The sequence below is a fragment of the Aquirhabdus sp. genome (assembly GCF_046462495.1).
In the GTDB taxonomy this organism is placed as follows: domain Bacteria; phylum Pseudomonadota; class Gammaproteobacteria; order Pseudomonadales; family Moraxellaceae; genus Aquirhabdus.
Map to the genome: position 1 here is coordinate 67,827 of NZ_JBKGVE010000012.1, position 15,787 is coordinate 83,613.

The 15,787-nt window shown below is 43.9% G+C and carries 12 protein-coding genes and 1 other RNA gene; 5 read left to right on the forward strand and 8 right to left on the reverse strand.

The genetic code is table 11. The annotated features are described in order from the left end of the window. Positions 1-149 precede the first annotated feature (149 nt). The 3 genes from ACLHG7_RS14720 to ffs form a co-directional block, all read right to left on the reverse strand. Complete coding sequence (locus ACLHG7_RS14720) at positions 150-1,421, reverse strand: porin (RefSeq protein WP_410211745.1); 1,272 nt, start codon at positions 1,419-1,421, stop codon at positions 150-152. 641 nt (positions 1,422-2,062) lie between these two features. Next, on the reverse strand, positions 2,063-3,223 hold the full coding sequence (ftsY, locus tag ACLHG7_RS14725; RefSeq protein ID WP_410211746.1) for a signal recognition particle-docking protein FtsY: 1,161 nt from the start codon (positions 3,221-3,223) through the stop codon (positions 2,063-2,065). A 391-nt stretch (positions 3,224-3,614) separates the two neighbouring features. Next, an RNA gene (gene ffs, locus ACLHG7_RS14730) (signal recognition particle sRNA small type) lies at positions 3,615-3,711 on the reverse strand. A gap of 331 nt (positions 3,712-4,042) precedes the next feature. On the opposite strand from ffs, the gene ACLHG7_RS14735 reads away from it, so the two are divergent. The 3 genes from ACLHG7_RS14735 to ACLHG7_RS14745 all read left to right on the forward strand — a co-directional run bounded on the left by ACLHG7_RS14735 (position 4,043) and on the right by ACLHG7_RS14745 (position 7,143). Continuing rightward, positions 4,043-5,080, forward strand: coding sequence for an MBL fold metallo-hydrolase (locus ACLHG7_RS14735; RefSeq protein WP_410212039.1), 1,038 nt, complete (start codon positions 4,043-4,045; stop codon positions 5,078-5,080). Between the two features lie 199 nt (positions 5,081-5,279). Continuing rightward, on the forward strand, positions 5,280-6,287 hold the full coding sequence (locus ACLHG7_RS14740; RefSeq protein WP_410211747.1) for a YbgF trimerization domain-containing protein: 1,008 nt from the start codon (positions 5,280-5,282) through the stop codon (positions 6,285-6,287). A 115-nt stretch (positions 6,288-6,402) separates the two neighbouring features. After that, entirely contained in the window at positions 6,403-7,143 is a 741-nt protein-coding gene (locus ACLHG7_RS14745) for an SIMPL domain-containing protein (RefSeq protein ID WP_410211748.1), read from the forward strand. 86 nt (positions 7,144-7,229) lie between these two features. Here the strand turns inward: ACLHG7_RS14745 and ACLHG7_RS14750 are convergent, their stop codons facing one another. Both ACLHG7_RS14750 and ACLHG7_RS14755 read right to left on the reverse strand, forming a co-directional pair. After that, positions 7,230-8,009, reverse strand: coding sequence for a DUF2846 domain-containing protein (locus ACLHG7_RS14750; protein WP_410211749.1), 780 nt, complete (start codon positions 8,007-8,009; stop codon positions 7,230-7,232). A 351-nt stretch (positions 8,010-8,360) separates the two neighbouring features. Next, a complete protein-coding gene (locus tag ACLHG7_RS14755) occupies positions 8,361-9,035 on the reverse strand; it encodes an OmpA family protein (protein WP_410211750.1) in 675 nt (224 codons plus the stop codon). A 375-nt stretch (positions 9,036-9,410) separates the two neighbouring features. Here ACLHG7_RS14755 and ACLHG7_RS14760 point away from each other — a divergent pair, with 375 nt between their 5' ends. Together ACLHG7_RS14760 and ACLHG7_RS14765 are read left to right on the forward strand one after the other, a co-directional pair. Beyond that, the gene (locus ACLHG7_RS14760; RefSeq protein ID WP_410211751.1) at positions 9,411-10,394 is read left to right on the forward strand and encodes an acyltransferase; all 984 of its coding nucleotides are present in this window, start codon (positions 9,411-9,413) and stop codon (positions 10,392-10,394) included. 51 nt (positions 10,395-10,445) lie between these two features. Beyond that, a complete protein-coding gene (locus tag ACLHG7_RS14765) occupies positions 10,446-11,462 on the forward strand; it encodes a preprotein translocase subunit SecA (RefSeq protein ID WP_410211752.1) in 1,017 nt (338 codons plus the stop codon). Between the two features lie 273 nt (positions 11,463-11,735). Here the strand turns inward: ACLHG7_RS14765 and ACLHG7_RS14770 are convergent, their stop codons facing one another. Genes ACLHG7_RS14770 through ACLHG7_RS14780 form a run of 3 tightly spaced genes read right to left on the reverse strand, consistent with a single transcriptional unit; the run spans position 11,736 to position 15,718 of the window. Next, on the reverse strand, positions 11,736-14,066 hold the full coding sequence (locus tag ACLHG7_RS14770) for a TonB-dependent receptor (RefSeq protein WP_410211753.1): 2,331 nt from the start codon (positions 14,064-14,066) through the stop codon (positions 11,736-11,738). An 18-nt stretch (positions 14,067-14,084) separates the two neighbouring features. Continuing rightward, positions 14,085-15,347: an MFS transporter gene (locus tag ACLHG7_RS14775; protein WP_410211754.1), complete on the reverse strand. Its 1,263-nt coding sequence runs from the start codon at positions 15,345-15,347 to the stop codon at positions 14,085-14,087. Continuing rightward, a complete protein-coding gene (locus ACLHG7_RS14780; protein WP_410211755.1) occupies positions 15,344-15,718 on the reverse strand; it encodes a hypothetical protein in 375 nt (124 codons plus the stop codon). Before ACLHG7_RS14780 ends, ACLHG7_RS14775 begins: the two co-directional genes overlap by 4 nt. Positions 15,719-15,787: the final 69 nt, after the last annotated feature.

A 15,787-nucleotide genomic window follows, 5' to 3' on the forward strand; every position in this document is an offset into this window, starting at 1 on the left:
AAAGCAAAGGCTTGCGACCAAGATATGTTGTTTTAGTGACAATTAACTTCATGGAATGCGTAAATCATCATACGTAAGCTTCATCAAGCATAAAAAAACCCGCAATACATGCGGGTTTTCTCATTTGAATTTAAACTACAGATTCGATCTTAGAACTTTTGTTCCAGACCCAAGCCGAAGCCTTGGTATTTGTAGTTTGAGTCTTGACCAGCGTTAGGTAGTGGAGTTGCGATAGTACCTACGTTGTTTGGGTTTTTAAAGGTACGTTGCGCCCAGAAACCGTATACTTTGGTTTTTGCACTGAAAGCATAATCTAAATCAACAGTCACTTGGTCGATTTTTACATCAGCAATATTGTTGCCCAAAGATTTGGTTGTTGCGCTTTCCCATTGTGCTTTTGCTGACAAACCGTCCAGAATTGATGCTGGAAACTTGTAGATCGCGCTAACCAAATAAGCATTTTCTTTTGGTGATGTATTACCAAATTTAGCTGCAACTTTGTCTGAAAGCTTAGCTTGTTGATACAAACCATTTAACGTTACGCCATCAATACCAGCCAATTTACCCAAATCAGCACTACCTACCCAACGGAATAGATCAGTAGGATTAGATGCTGAAGCAAAAGGATTGTTTACAGAGGTAGAAGGTGCTTTGGTTGCGTATGCAAAAGTATTCCCAGCATTCCAGATGCTAGATACGTTTACATCATATGCAACACCAGTATACAAACCAACATCTTTATTTGCATAGATTACTGAAGTTGAAGTAGCGGTTGAACCTGTCTTTGCTGCATAAGATGGATCGGTAGGGTTTTTAGAATCTGTCTTCTCACTTGGAGAAACCAAGAAGTTTGCTGAAAATACGCCGTAGCCAGTATCAAACTTTGCTGATTCTAAAGCGATGACGTTGTTGATACGGTTTTCACCAGCAAATGTCTGGGTGCTATCAAATGTACCATTTACGAAGTCATCCGCAACATCAACACCTTGAGCTGGATTAACATACTGAAGGGTTTTTACGTTGGTATCTAAACGACCAAACTTCAAAGTCCCCAAACCTTCGTATTGCAAACCGATGAAACGGTTACGAGCGCTCAAATCAAAAGTACCGCCAGTAGCGCCAGTATCAGTATTGTTGTTTATGCCAGCTTTAGTGCTATTGCTGCTGCTATTGCTGTTGTTGTCAATTGATACGCCCCACTCGATGCCATAAACCGCGCTTAGGTTATCAGTGAGTTTTTCGTTACCTTTGATGCCAAAACGTGAAGCGTTAGAATCAACTGTGGTTACACGATTTTCATTCAGATCACTTTTGGTGTTATCAACAGAAACGTTGATTTTACCGTAAACTGAAGGACCATCTGCTTGTGCAGCACCGATTGATGCGGCAGCAACCAAAGTAGCAAGAAGTAGCTTTTTCATTTCCAAACTCCAAAAAGGACATCAAAATAGGGTTATTGTGTGAGAAAAGTAGTTAAATCACCTTCAACTGGTGCGAAGTATACGCACCGAATTGTGACAATCTAGTTACATTCCTAAAAATCCTGTTACATCTTTAAAATTTTCTTACAATTTATTTTCCCAGCACTTGCATCATACAGAAAACAATTTACTTTGCAAATATATAACGCATCTGTATTACAGATTCATGACAGGTAAGCAAATTCAATTAATAAAACTTTGAAAAATAACAGTTATTTAAAAAATAAAATTCAAAAAAACATAAACTCTCGCATTGAATGAGCACCATACACCCCTAGCACACCACTCAAAAAATCAATAAATTCAAAAAATAAAACCCATTAATTTAGTTTTTGCAATCATTTCGTGATTTATTTTGTGAGAATTTACGTCTTAACCTGTACGATTGTGACGGTATTATTTCATGTCGTAAAATAACAATTGCTGATTTGCATATCACTTTTACTTACACGACGGTTACATTAGATACAAAATCAACATAAGAACTCACCCTCAAGAAAATTCAGGACAAAAAAAAAGCTGAGGAAATCCTCAGCTTTACTACACGACCCAACGATCTATTGATACTTTTTACGTAAAACTTACTCTTCGTTTTGAAACATCGCGGAAACAAAATCTTTCGCTGCAAAAGGACGCAAATCATCGATCTTCTCACCTACACCAATAAATCGAATCGGAACATGACTACGGCTCGCTATATTGAACAGCATTCCTCCTTTCGCAGTTCCATCTAATTTGGTGATAGTTAAGCCTGTCAGCCCTACAGCAGAATCGAATTCCTGTACTTGATTGATGGCATTCTGCCCCGTACCCGCATCGACAACCAGCATAATTTCATGAGGCGCAGTAGCATCAATTTTTTGCATGACACGTTTAACTTTTTTCAGCTCTTCCATCAAATTGCTTTTGGTATGTAAGCGGCCTGCTGTATCTGCAATCAACACATCGATGCCTTTGGCTCTGGCACTTTCAAAAGCATCAAAAATAACAGAGGCACTATCCGCGCCATTGCCTTGTGCGACAACAGCAATGTCATTCCGCTCGCCCCACACTTGCAACTGCTCAGTTGCAGCTGCACGAAAGGTATCCCCTGCTGCAAGCATTACCTTCTTGCCCTCTCCCTGCAAGCGCTTCGCTAACTTACCAATCGTAGTCGTTTTACCCACGCCGTTCACCCCAACCATCAGGATGACATAAGGACGCTTATTCGGATCGATATGGAGTGCTTTGACGCGTGGTGCGAGCAGAGCAACTAACTCTTCTTGCAATGCTTTATAAAGGGCATTGGAGTAAATCAGTTCTCGACGTGCAGTCCGCTCCGTCAAATTTTGGACGATTGTACGTGTCGCCTCGATTCCAATGTCTGCAACCAAAAGTTGAGTTTCAATTTCCTCGAGCAACTCGTCATCGATTTCTTTACCACCAATCAACAAATTGACCACGCCATCGGTAAAGCCGCGACGCGTCTTCGCCAAGCCTTGCTTCATCCGCCCAAAAAAACCTCCAGCCGACTCTAAGTCCTCAGTATGGGCTTCCGAAACAGGTGGGCTGACTACGGGACTATTAACTACCACGGGAACCTCATCCTGAACCGCAGGAATAACAGGTGCAGCAGGTAAAGGCGGCTTAGGCAACTCAACGGCAACATCGGCAACGACAGATTGTGACGTCTTTTCAGGAAAGATAAGTGGTGCATTCAGACCAGAATACTGTGAAGGAGAGTTAGAAGATTGGTTTGACATGCTACTTTGGCTCGCTTTCAAGCAAAATAATGAAGAAGAGGATGCGCTGATTTGGAATACAGGGTGAAACTGTCATGAATTCTAACATGCAGACTTCTATAAAAATGCTTATAGCCCTAAAAACTCGACATGGATAGTCTTCAAACGACTATCACGGCATAACATATCAATATGTATGTCTAAATTTGCTTTGATGTATCCTCAAGATCAGCACTGTTCTAATGGGGGATAGAATCACTATTTGCAAGGAATTAAGGGGGCGAAAAAAGATTTGGTTTGATACGATGAAGAACTATTGATTTTAGACCATTTACGCTGAGGATACGTTAACGCGCTATTCAATAGCTTTATATAGTTATTTTTATCGAGGAAATCAGAAATTTGGTGGCAACCCCACTAGCAAAGCTTCGGCACATGTCATAATTGCTACCGTTGCTACCTTCCGGTCCTGGCGGGGTTTACAAAGTGACATTGCGAAGTAACCAGCAGGGCTACCATTGAGCGGGCTAGTATAGTGAAATACGTTATTATTGCAAGCCCATTTACTGACGCGCTTAAAGCCCTGCCCAAAAATAAGCCTAAAGCACGCTCTCTTTAAAGAGGGTTATTGTGTGATAGATCACAATAATCCTACCAGCCTAAGCAGATTACTGCGTTATTGTTAGGCAATTTAGACGCTAACATCATATTGAAATACGCTATGGTCTACTATAGTTAGTCAATCATAGCCTCCTTTATTTTTATCCTGAGTCCTCGAACGAGCTCCTATTATTTATGGCAAAGTCTCTTATTCCGCAATTCTACATCAAGAATTTATTTATAAAGAAAACAGCCAGCAAGACCACCTCTCTACCCACGGAAATGGATCTGAGTGAAGGATGGTTTGTGCCTGCCTATGAACGTCCTAAAGCCAGCCATACCACACCAACCCACTTTAAGCATCCTTGGACGCTACCTAAGCGCGGCATGACGGTTGCAGAATGGTTAATCAATCGTAAGAAAGCGCAGTGGCCGATCTGGGAAGAGAATATTCCTTTTGATGCCTTACCGAAAGCTCGTCCAGATGCTGCACTCGATGACTGGCAAGCTTGGTTTGTGGGCCACTCAACAGTCTTAGTGCAAATTGGTCCTTATAACTTCTTGACAGATCCTGTCTGGGCAATGCGAACCAGTCCCGTGCCGTTTGCTGGACCACGGCGTGTCCGTCCAGCAGGAATTGCGCTTGAAGACCTTCCGCCCATCGACGCCGTGTTACTCAGTCACAACCACTACGACCATATGGATCTTGCATCCTTGGCCTGGCTCTATAAGCGTGATCGTATGCCTATTTATACGGGTCTGGTCAACAGCCAATATCTACCACCTCATATGCGCGTGATTGAACTGGATTGGTGGGAATCTACCCCTTTTCATAAAGATGATCGCATCAAGATTGTGTATACCCCTGCCCAGCATTTTTCAGGACGCGGCCTCAAAGACAGTAACATGGCACTTTGGGGTGGTTTATCCGTACTGACCCCAGATGATCACTTATTCTTTGCGGGTGATACCGGCTATGCCCATCACTTTAAAGAAGTCCGCGCGCGATTAGGCGCACCGCGTTTAGCATTACTCCCCATCGGGGCCTACGAACCTCGACCCGTTATGCATGTCATGCACATGAATCCAAGCGATGCTGTACAAGCCCACCTAGACTTAGAAGCCACTCAGTCTCTTGCAATTCATCATCGAACCTATCAATTGACCGATGAAGCCATGAATCAACCCTTGCTGGATCTCGCAAGCGCGCTGAGTCACGCTGGACTGTCTGCAGACGTGTTTGCTACACCCAGTGAAGGTCACAGTATCTTCGCTTGATTTTCACATCAAAGTCTTGCATCGACTTTGATGTGAATATGTGTATAAAACGATACGAATCATCAACGTCCCAAAGCATTCACACAGGCTATGATCTTCGATATATGGGACTGGTTAAAAAGCGATTAATTTATCAGGCAAACGCACATCTATTAATGTTAGTCTTTAGCTCATCAGCCTGTTTATATGGATTTTTATTATGAGAAACATCGCCTTGAAAACGAATTTAAAAAAAACAATTCCGGTAGTCACGTTAAATACGGGTTTCACACGGCTTTCACTTAGTTTAGGTCTAATGATGGGGTTAATCACAACAACACTGTCGACCCATGCCGCAATCCCCGTTGAATCACGCCCACTCACATCGTCATCTGCTGTTGGCGGCGTTGACAGCACTCAAACCTCACAACTCTGGCAGCTCACTCAACAAATCCAAAAACTAGAAAACGAAGTCCGTGATCTACGCGGTAAAGTTGAAACGCATGATAATGACATTGATCAATTGCAAAAAGAAGCCAAGAATCACTATACCGATTTTGATCAACGCATAGCTCAAAGCCAAGATGACATCAAAAAATTGCAAGCTGCTCAAGCGCCAGCGCCAGCCCCTACCACTACACCTCCTGCTGATGGTGCACCAGCAACAACTACAGCACCGGGCACTCCTCCTGTAGCCGCAGCAACGGGCGATGAAGCCGATAAAGTTGCTTATATCGCTGCTTACGATGCATACAAAGCCGGCGGTGCAGCAAAAGCCATTGCGCCGATGAAGAAATTTATTACTGATTACCCGAATAGTCCTTTTGTTCCAAATGCTTATTACTGGCTAGGTGAATTTAACCTCGCGATTACACCGCCCAACTTTGCAGCAGCGTCAAGTAACTTCAAAATTGTCAGCAATCAATATCCCAAAAGTGCAAAAGCAGCAGCGGCAACCTATCGTTTAGCGACTTTGGCGGATGTAGACCAACATCAAGCTAGTGCGATTGCCTTGATGAAAACCATATTGAAAAATTATCCGGGCACACAAGAAGCTGGTTATGCCACGGATTACTTGAAGTCGCATTCGTCCACTTCTACCGAAGAGAAAAAAGCAACGCCCAAGAAAACTGACAAAGTGAAAGCGGAAGAAGCAACCAATCAAAAAGCTAAACCCGCAACCAAGAAGAAAGTGAAAGCTAAAGAAGATGATGACACGTCAGCTTAAAGCCTAATCTATCCATGCTCTTCAGTGCTGATCAGATGGCTGGAGAGTAACCCCATAAAAGTTGTGCAACGAAAGTCCGCACGACTTGAGTCCATACTTACAGGATCCGCATATTATGTCAGTCACACCCCGCGTTATTCGATCATCACCAATGCAAAGAAATTTTCTATTTGCCAGTATCTTAGGACTTAGTGCAATGGTTGCCAGTATGCCTACATTTGCAGAACCTGTACGTGAACACCGGATCGTCAACTTGCAAGCGGAAACTAGCCGCGATGTGCAAAATGACGAAATGCAAGCGACGCTTTATACAGAGCTCAATAATACCAACCCAACGACTTTAGCGCGGGATACCGCCCAGATCGTGAATAAAGCCATGGATCTTGCCAAAGGTTACCCTACCGTGAAAGTCAGTAGCGGCACCCAAAGCACCTATCCCATCTACAGTGATAAGAACAAGCTCACCGGCTGGCGAGGTCGTGCAGAAATTCAACTCAAAACTTCAGATTTCAAAGCAGGCAGCGAGTTGATCGCCCAACTGCAAAGTAATATGCAACTTGAAGCAGTGAATTTTTCAGTCTCTGCACAACAGCGTTTGAAAGTTGAGAATGAACTCCTCACGGACATCACCAAAATTTTCCGTGAGCGCGCTTCATTACTACAAAATGCATGGGGTGCCAGTAAATATGAACTGGTTGAAATGAATATCACCAGCAGTAATGATGAGCCTCGCCCCTACCCGATGATGATGCGTATGGCTAAAGCCGAAGCCAGCGATGCAGTGCCTACCCAAACCGTTCAAAGTGGTAATAGCAAAGTCCGTGTGCAAGCCAATGGTAGTATCCAACTACAATAAATCAATCTAACAGACATCTTAGATATCCATAAAAAAGCCCACCTTCATGGTGGGCCTTTTTATGGATATGATCTATAGGCTGACGATTACCAAGAGAATGGGTTCCACCAGCGGAATGAGAATGGGCGACCCAGCACCACATCTTGTTTCTCTTCCACACGTGCTTTGGGCACGGGCTTTCCTTCTTGTCCATTGAATGAAGCAAAATCGCCTTTTGCGACATCTTGCGATGCAATCTTAACGGCTTTGTCCGGATCATCCACAAAACTATAGCCAGGCGTTTTGAGTGTGGTTGCACGAATCTCTGCCAGACCGTCTTTCTCAGGCATCTGGTTCAGAGGACCTGCACGCAGTAAACCCAGTGCTTCATCCGGATGACCACGGAAATTTTCTTCATCATAACGTAGATAATAGGTACGACCCGCTTCCACTTGGAAATCAACGACAGTCCCTTTTTGAAAATAGAGCGGCCCCAATGGACGGCTAATTTTCAACCGATAAACACCGGGATTCATTTCTAACCAGTAATAATGATTATCCGTTAAGCTCGGCAACCGCATGCCATTAATAAAAATACTACTGGCCAGAATTTCTTGTTCATTCCATTTACTGTGTGGTCGATAGAGGTAAACCAAGGCAAACTTTTGATCGAGAACGGGAACAGGTTGAAAAAGCTCCCCCTGATTCTTTTTAAAACGATCCACAGCCCAGCTTCCAAGCGAGAAGCCATGTGGCTTGAATCGATCATAGGTAGAGTCTGGTTTGGTGGTGTCCAATTGCGGAAGCTTTTGGCTTTCAACAATACTCGGATCACTGACTGTCCCACTACCAAAAGAGGGCAGATGATCACGTGCGGACTGAATCATGCTACATCCTGATAGCACGAGTAACCCAGATATCGTCGTAACAGACATCGTAATAGACAAATGACGCATAGCTTCCCTCAGCGTTTTAATCTTGTTTTTTGATTATCGGTGCTCGAATCAATCTATCTAAAACCAACGATCTCGTTGCAACTTTAGATAATAATGAGCAATCGTATCACTCATCAAGGTTTTGACAAAACTTTATCATCGGAAATACTGACATAAATACAAACAAACATCATTTTGCCGCTCTGCTGTCAAAATGTTGACATAAAAAAAACCGATTGGATCGGTTCTTTACTACCTCAGATAAAGCATCGCACGCATAGGCACGATGCTCATCAACAGATATTAGCCTTGGCCTGGAACGGTTGCAGGTGGGTTCACACTGATTTCAACACGACGGTTTTGGCTACGACCGGCTTCAGATGAATTGTCTGCAACTGGGTTGTTCATACCATAACCAACCGCTTGCACACGGCTTGCAGCAACACCTTGACGAATCAAGTAGTTCGCAACACTGTTTGCGCGCTCTTGCGACAACTGTTGGTTGTATGAAGCATTACCAACATTATCGGTGTAACCACGAACCGTGATTGTTTGTTGGTTATATGAACTCAACGTTTGAGCCAACTGAGACAGTGTGCCAGAGAACGATGGGTTGATATCTGAACGTGCCGTTGCGAAGGTAATCGCGCCTGGCATAATCAAATCTACAGCACCAGTTTGCTGATTACGTTCAACCGCAACGCCAGTACCTTGCATTTGTTCACGTAGTTTTTTCTCTTGGGCATCCATATAAACACCCACGCCACCACCGAGCAGACCACCAGCAGCAGCACCAATTAGTGCAGCTTTGCCTTTATGACCACCACCAGTAGCGGCACCAATAGCAGCGCCTAATAATGCACCGGCTCCACCGCCGATTGCCCCTTTACTCACTTGGCTTTGGCCAGTGTATGGATTTGTTGTACAGCCTGATAAAGCCAAGCCTGCTACTAAAGTTGTTACAACCAATGCACGCATGAACTTTCTCCTCGTCACTCAAGTAATTGGATTGGTACATTCTGAGGATAGCACCCACATCACTGCCATGAGTTTTTTGTTAACAAAGAGACACATTGTTACAAATTCTATTTTTCATATTTTGTAATTTATTGTTTTTAAACACATATCTATAAAGTGCTTTTTGAGTCTCTTTCCTTAGCGGTTAATTTTTCCGACGAAAGAAATGGGAAAAGCGCTATAAAATCAATTAATAAATCAGTACAGATTGCAAAAAAGGCAGAACTTAGCGCAATAACCGCTTAAATCGTCTTTTATGCACATTGCCCTCTGTATGCTGAATCAATATGATGTTGCCATGTTTTTATATTCATACCGTATTCCTTGGAGTAGATCATGGCACGTATTTCCGCACTCGCTAGACCTAAAACGATCATTGAGCGTGCACGAGGCACACTCATGGGTGCCGCCATTACTGCCAATACCTTTACCTTTGGACCTCCTGTTCTTGCCGTAGGTCTGGCAAGATCACTCGTTCCGCAAAAATTAGCGGGTCAACGTTTAGATGAACTCGCCGTAACACTCACCAATCAATGGCTACATTTTAACAGTTGGCTCATAGATCGCGCTTTACCGGATATTGAATGGCAACTCACCATGCCCACTACTGACCTCAGCTTAGAAAAACAATACCTGCTGATCTGTAATCATCAAAGCTGGGTGGATACCACGGTCATGCAATATATCGGATTACCACGTATGCCACTCACCCGTTTTTTTACAAAGTGGGAACTCATCTTCATTCCATTTTTAGGGCTGGCCTTTAAAATTCTGGGTTTTCCGATGATGAAGCGTCATAGTAAAGAAGCCATTGCCAAAAATCCTGCACTCAAACAACAAGATTTACTCGAAGCCAAGCGTGCTTGTGAAAATCTTTTAAATCGGCCATTTACCCTGCTCAACTATCTGGAAGGCACGCGCTTCACAGAAAAAAAACATGCTGCACAAAAATCCCCCTACGCAAACCTGCTCAAACCTAAAGCTGGGGGCATCGGCCTAGCACTACAAATTTTAGGTCAACAAGTGGATGGCTTACTGGATATGACCATTGTGTATCCCGATGGTATTCCCGGTTATACCGACTTCTGGATGGGCCGCGTACGTCGAATTGGCGTGGATCTGCGTGAAATTCAAATTCCAGAATGGGTATTGGCTGGGGACTATGAAGAAGATGCGCAGTTCCGTCAGCAGTTTCAAGACTGGGTGGCGGGGCTTTGGGAAAATAAACAACAGACTATTAATCAAATGCTGGCACGCTTCAACAATGAAGATAATGCACTTTCCCCAGCATCATTAAGTATCCCTGCAAAACAAAAATAAATAATCCGTAATTAGCATGGAAACGGAATTTCTTAAAGGATAAAAGCGACGATGACGATCAAAGCCCCGAACACAACTGATATAGAAAGTCATCGTCCTTCTTCCTCCCCATACAAACACAGTCGCCTAAATTTAATCTATGACATGACCATGGTGGCCGGGATCATCATTAATTTATGCTTACTTGGGGTGGAGTATGTACTGGGTGCAAATCTCGCATGGGTCAATGATACGATGCGTTTTTTGCATGTCTCACCCGCATCAGAACTGGGTCTGAAAGAGTCAATTCATGATATTAATACTTTCTTTACGATATTCTTGATCATAGAGTTGCTCATTCGCTGGGGCATTGCCATCGTTCAACGGCGCTACTATCGTTGGTTCTTCTTCCCTTTTATTCATTGGTACGAGGTTTTAGGCTGTTTTGCCATCCTGCGCCCGCTGCGTCTTCTACGTGCTTTTGTCATCGCCTATCGTCTGTATTTACTGGGCTATCCCGTACTTCCTCGGAGCTGGATTCGAAAAGGACAGTTTTATTACGAATTGGTGCTAGAGGAACTCTCTGATCGTATTGTATTGCAAGTGATTGATGGGATATCCACTGAGTTCACAGAAAACCAAACACACTACGTCCTCATCGAAAAAATTATTGCCAAGCATCGTCCAATGATCAGTAGAGCATTGATTGAGGCACTTGAAGCCAGCTTGCCCAATGCCATTAAAATGCATCAAGCAAGCATTAGCCAATATGTCGCGGCGGCCGTAGAGCGCTCTATACAAAATACACCCGAGTTACAACAGATTCTAAAATTGATGCCTGTGGTTGGTACATTACTCTCCCAACGTATAGAGGCTATCGGTGCACGGCTTGGAGAAAATATAGCGCTTGAGCTGATTTATCCACTCACTGAGCAGCCCAATCCGCTCTATGCCGAAGTCGCCCATCAGATTGGTACGCTGGATTTCCCGGCTCCCGAAATCGAAGCCCTGATCGACTCCATTGTGATTGAAACATTGAAAGTGGTGCGTGAACAGGTTTCCATCCAACAGTGGAAAGCCAAGCTCTGATCAACAGAGTGGGCTACTTTCAAAGAAGTTACCCACAATTGGTGGGGATAGCGCTGTGGGTAAATCGAGATAAGCATATCTTAATGCTTTTGTTTTCAAATAAGTACACATGATTGATTATTTTTTAAACACGCAAAATCCCCCCCGAACAAGGACTATTTATTTTTCAACCTGTAACCCACTTCTAAAAGACATTTTCTTTTTTGAGATCTAAAAAAAGGCCTGCTGATTGGCAGGCCTTTAAAAAAAATATATCAAAACATCAACGTTCCATCAGTAATCAATACTATAGCTGAATGCTACAGTACGCCCCTCTGCTGGAATTCCTGATGTTTTTCCATAAATTGCTACAGCTTCTTGACTATACACAGAGCGATAATCCGTATTCCATAGATTATAGATACCCATACTCAACTTGCCTTTGGGCAAATCGACATGTCCCAATAAATCCATGACAGAAAATCCTTGGATTTTTGCCGCAGTCGTAGGTCGCACAGTCGGACTGTAAGCAGCTTTTAGTGAATCCTTATACGCTTGATCAGTCCCCCCTACCGCAAGCATCTGTAGGCGTAAACCATAATGATCACGGTTATATTCAGCAAAGAGAGTGCCTTTGAGCGGAGAGACGGTAAAGCTATTCAGCTCACGCCATTTGCCATTCGCATCCTTAAACTGACCCGAGGTATAAGCCAAACTACCGCCAGCACGCCAATCTTGTGCGATCGGCAGATCAATACTTCCCTCAGCCCCATAGATACGCTGATCAGTATCCGCTACGCTAACGCTAAAATCCTTTTGGAATTGAGTCACTTTATCAGAGGTATTATAAAAAGCAGTCACAGATGCATTCAGGCTATCTTTTTGCTGTATACGCCATCCAGCTTCAACACTATTGACCTTAATCGGATCAACATTACTGGACTGAACAACAAAGCCCGGCTGTACATCCCGCAGTAAACGCTGCATGTCTGGCAAACTGAAACCTTGGGAGAAATTAGTAAATAACTGCTGATTTTTATTTAAGTCGTAGACTGCACCTACATTAAATAATGTCTCTTGATGAGTCACTGAACCCGCGCCTATCGTTCCGGCTTTATAAGGTAGCTTATAGTTGGCAAGTAAATCACCGAGCAGTGCATCTGCTGTGGATGTAAACCCATCACTTTGACTTTCAATGCGTTCATGTCGTACACCAGCCTGTAGTGTCAAATCATCACGCAACTTAAAACTCGACTGTAAGAAGAGCCCTGTTTTACGGATATCCACATCAGGGCCATAGCCATAAGACTTGCCTGAAGGCTGATAGTTCAGCCCATTACTGGCCATAAATTGACTTAAGCCAAAGCTTTCGGCACTTTGTTTATCTGTTTCTTTTTCAAAGTCTACACCATAGGTGATCTTTGTCGGAATCCCGATCAGATTAAACTTTGAATCAAGCGCAAGTCTTGCACCAGCAACATCCACTTTGGACTCAGATTGCAAAACCGCATAAGCACTTTGCTGTAACTGACTAGCATATTGCTTTTTAAGCGCTGCCGAAACAGGTAGGGCATTAATGACGGGTGCCGCATTCGCAACCGAGAACGCCGTTACGAATGGAAAAAATCGACTGTCTTCACGGCGATAATACCCTTCGGCTGTTAAATTTTGCCCTAAGAAGTCACTGTTGGAATACTTAATATCAAAACCTGAACGTTCCGTTTTTGGCTGATTGGGCAAGTTCAGCCCTTGTTTTGCATTAAGGCTAGGTTGAAAAGCGGGATTGAGTAAAGCGGCCAAGTTGGGGCCATAATCAGGTGCATACTGGGTATATTGCTGATCTTTATAATACAAGCCTCCTACACTCAAAGTTTGCTGATCCGTCAACTTAAAGTTTAAACGTCCGCGTAAATCAACCGTGCCGGTATCATTACGACTGGTTTGTGCTGGCTCTGGCGCAATACGATTGCCATTCCCATCATATTGAGATTGGCGTTGTGTAAAGTTTGCACCTAAAAAACCATCCACAATCCCTTCATTAAAACTGGCCGTTTGCCCAATTTCATAGGTCAGACCATCGCGATTAAATTTATCGGATGATGTGAGTCCTACATCAGTATGAAATGCCAGGCTCTCACCAGTATTGCGTTTGGTAATGACATTGATGATTCCCCCGGTCGCCCCTGCCCCATAAATACTGGTCGCCCCCGAGATCACTTCGATACGATCAATCAGGGTGGGACTAATACTGTTCAATTGACGTGCAACATCCCGCGAGCCCGTTTGAGGAATGCCATCAACCATAAACAATACTTGGCGACCATGCATAGTCTGACCATAATTACTGGTCGTTCCACTACTGGTTCCCAAAGCAGGAACTAACTGGCTGAGAATATCGGCAACTTTACGTCCGGCAGCGGCTTGTTCAGTAATTTGCGCACTACTAATTTTTTGTACTTTACTGGGAATCTCTGCAATGCTGGTCGGTGTTCGAGTTGCACTCACATAGACAGTAGGTAGTGTTTGAGGATCTGAAGAAGTTGAGGCTACATTGTCCTCTGCTGCATACAACTGGTTGCATACCGCAATGCACAGCAAAGATAAGCCTACACGTGGATGAATCATTAAAAAGCGCTCCTGAAACTACGGCTGAGAAGACGCATCAGAGATCATGGCTGGACGCATAAGCATTTGGCTAAGCAACACACTGACGCAAGATAAGACTGCAAGTAAGGCAAAAAACCATCCATACCCCAAGGATTTGGCTAAAAAACCGGAACCCGCAGCCCCTAGAAAGAAAATTAAAAGTTCTACACAGACCAGTACCGTAAAATCAGTACCCGCTTGCCCCATAGAACAATGCTGCATGAAGTAGGCATACAATGCCGTCATGGTCATATAACGAATCGCTAGAATCACTAGTACAGCGGCGCTTAGCGCTACGCTATTCATCAAGCCAAACAATAAGCACAATGCTAAAAGTCCATAAGCCACGCTGCGTAGCCATCCAGCCCCAATCAACCCATAAATCGCCCCATATTTTTTGACCAACTTGCCTGTGGATAAAGCAGCAAGAATCCCTACCGCAGCCCCTAGTACAGAAAACAACACTCCAATTTGAGTTAAACTCCACGATGCATCGACAAGCATGGGATTGAGCATCGCCATGGCTGGCGCTTCGACGACGCGATAAATCACAATGACCAGCAGCAAACGGCGGATTTCAGGGCGCTGAAAGACGCGTTTAATACTGGGTTTGATCTTTACTCGTAAAATTTGTTGAGGTACATCCACTGGTACTGCGTGATTTTCTTTTAAAAAGATCAGCGCGAGTGTCGTTGTGCCTATTAATGCAGCCAAGGCATATAGTGCAGGCTGCCAGCCATAGTGTTCATAGAGCCACAAAGTCCCGGCACCACCAATCATGCTCCCCAATGCAACGCCTATGCTCTGAGCCGTACTGGCAACGCTGTATTGGTCGCGTGAAAAAGCTTCGATAGCGTAGCCATCTATTGCAATATCTTGTGTGGCTGCAAAAGTAGAAATCCACACTCCCACTGCAATGAACATCCAAAATCCATGTTGAGGCGTATGCTGTGCGAGCAACAGTACCCCACTAATCACTGCAATTTGAGTCAATAATATCCATGACCGGCGCTTACCGAGACGCGCACTGGAATAGCGATCAACAACAGGTGCCCACAGAAACTTAAAGGCCCAAGGTAAATACAATAGCGATAACATGCCAATCCAACGCAGATCCACACCTTGCTGACGTAGTATGGCGGGTACGGCGACGTTAAAAAAATACAGCGGCAAGGCATGCGCCAGATACAGCATGACAACTGCCACAACGGTGATCCGAAATGACATTCGAGAAAATAACTGCGTTGCTAAAGGATTCATAATTTCAACTGCTGTTCAGCCCAACTTATGGCTTCATGCAAACTTAAGCTGACAAAAAAAGGACAGGGCCATGCATGATGCATGGCCTTGGAATTGAACTGCGCAAATTGCTGCTCATCATGCACAACCCGCGCAATTCCCTTGCAAGACTGTGAAAGCAAGTCTTTATTGGCTTTGTACCAAATCGCTTCTTGTTTCCGATAATCCTCGGGTAAGCTCAGATCGACTGCGCTTGACGTCACCACAGAAAACGGCACTGCTCGCGCCATGAGCAGTGTTGTATTCATTAACCACTCATGGAATTCTGCAGAAGTGACATGGCCTGTAAAGTGCATCTGCACCACAGGCCAATCGAAAATTTTTATCGTCATAATGGTAATCTAAATGATAACTATTATCATTATACATTTAAAAAATATCTGGTCAATGCCGTCTCGATG

What these genes read in the sequence shown, in the direction of transcription:
- ACLHG7_RS14760 (WP_410211751.1), top strand. Translation starts at nt 9,411, where the DNA reads ATGGCACGTATTTCCGCACTCGCTAGACCTAAAACGATCATTGAGCGT.
- ACLHG7_RS14745 (WP_410211748.1), top strand. Translation starts at nt 6,403, where the DNA reads ATGTCAGTCACACCCCGCGTTATTCGATCATCACCAATGCAAAGAAAT.
- ACLHG7_RS14770 (WP_410211753.1), bottom strand. Translation starts at nt 14,066, where the DNA reads ATGATTCATCCACGTGTAGGCTTATCTTTGCTGTGCATTGCGGTATGC.
- ACLHG7_RS14765 (WP_410211752.1), top strand. Translation starts at nt 10,446, where the DNA reads ATGACGATCAAAGCCCCGAACACAACTGATATAGAAAGTCATCGTCCT.
- ACLHG7_RS14740 (WP_410211747.1), top strand. Translation starts at nt 5,280, where the DNA reads ATGAGAAACATCGCCTTGAAAACGAATTTAAAAAAAACAATTCCGGTA.
- ACLHG7_RS14775 (WP_410211754.1), bottom strand. Translation starts at nt 15,347, where the DNA reads ATGAATCCTTTAGCAACGCAGTTATTTTCTCGAATGTCATTTCGGATC.
- ftsY (WP_410211746.1), bottom strand. Translation starts at nt 3,223, where the DNA reads ATGTCAAACCAATCTTCTAACTCTCCTTCACAGTATTCTGGTCTGAAT.
- ACLHG7_RS14780 (WP_410211755.1), bottom strand. Translation starts at nt 15,718, where the DNA reads ATGACGATAAAAATTTTCGATTGGCCTGTGGTGCAGATGCACTTTACA.
- ACLHG7_RS14750 (WP_410211749.1), bottom strand. Translation starts at nt 8,009, where the DNA reads ATGATTCAGTCCGCACGTGATCATCTGCCCTCTTTTGGTAGTGGGACA.
- ACLHG7_RS14755 (WP_410211750.1), bottom strand. Translation starts at nt 9,035, where the DNA reads ATGCGTGCATTGGTTGTAACAACTTTAGTAGCAGGCTTGGCTTTATCA.
- ACLHG7_RS14720 (WP_410211745.1), bottom strand. Translation starts at nt 1,421, where the DNA reads ATGAAAAAGCTACTTCTTGCTACTTTGGTTGCTGCCGCATCAATCGGT.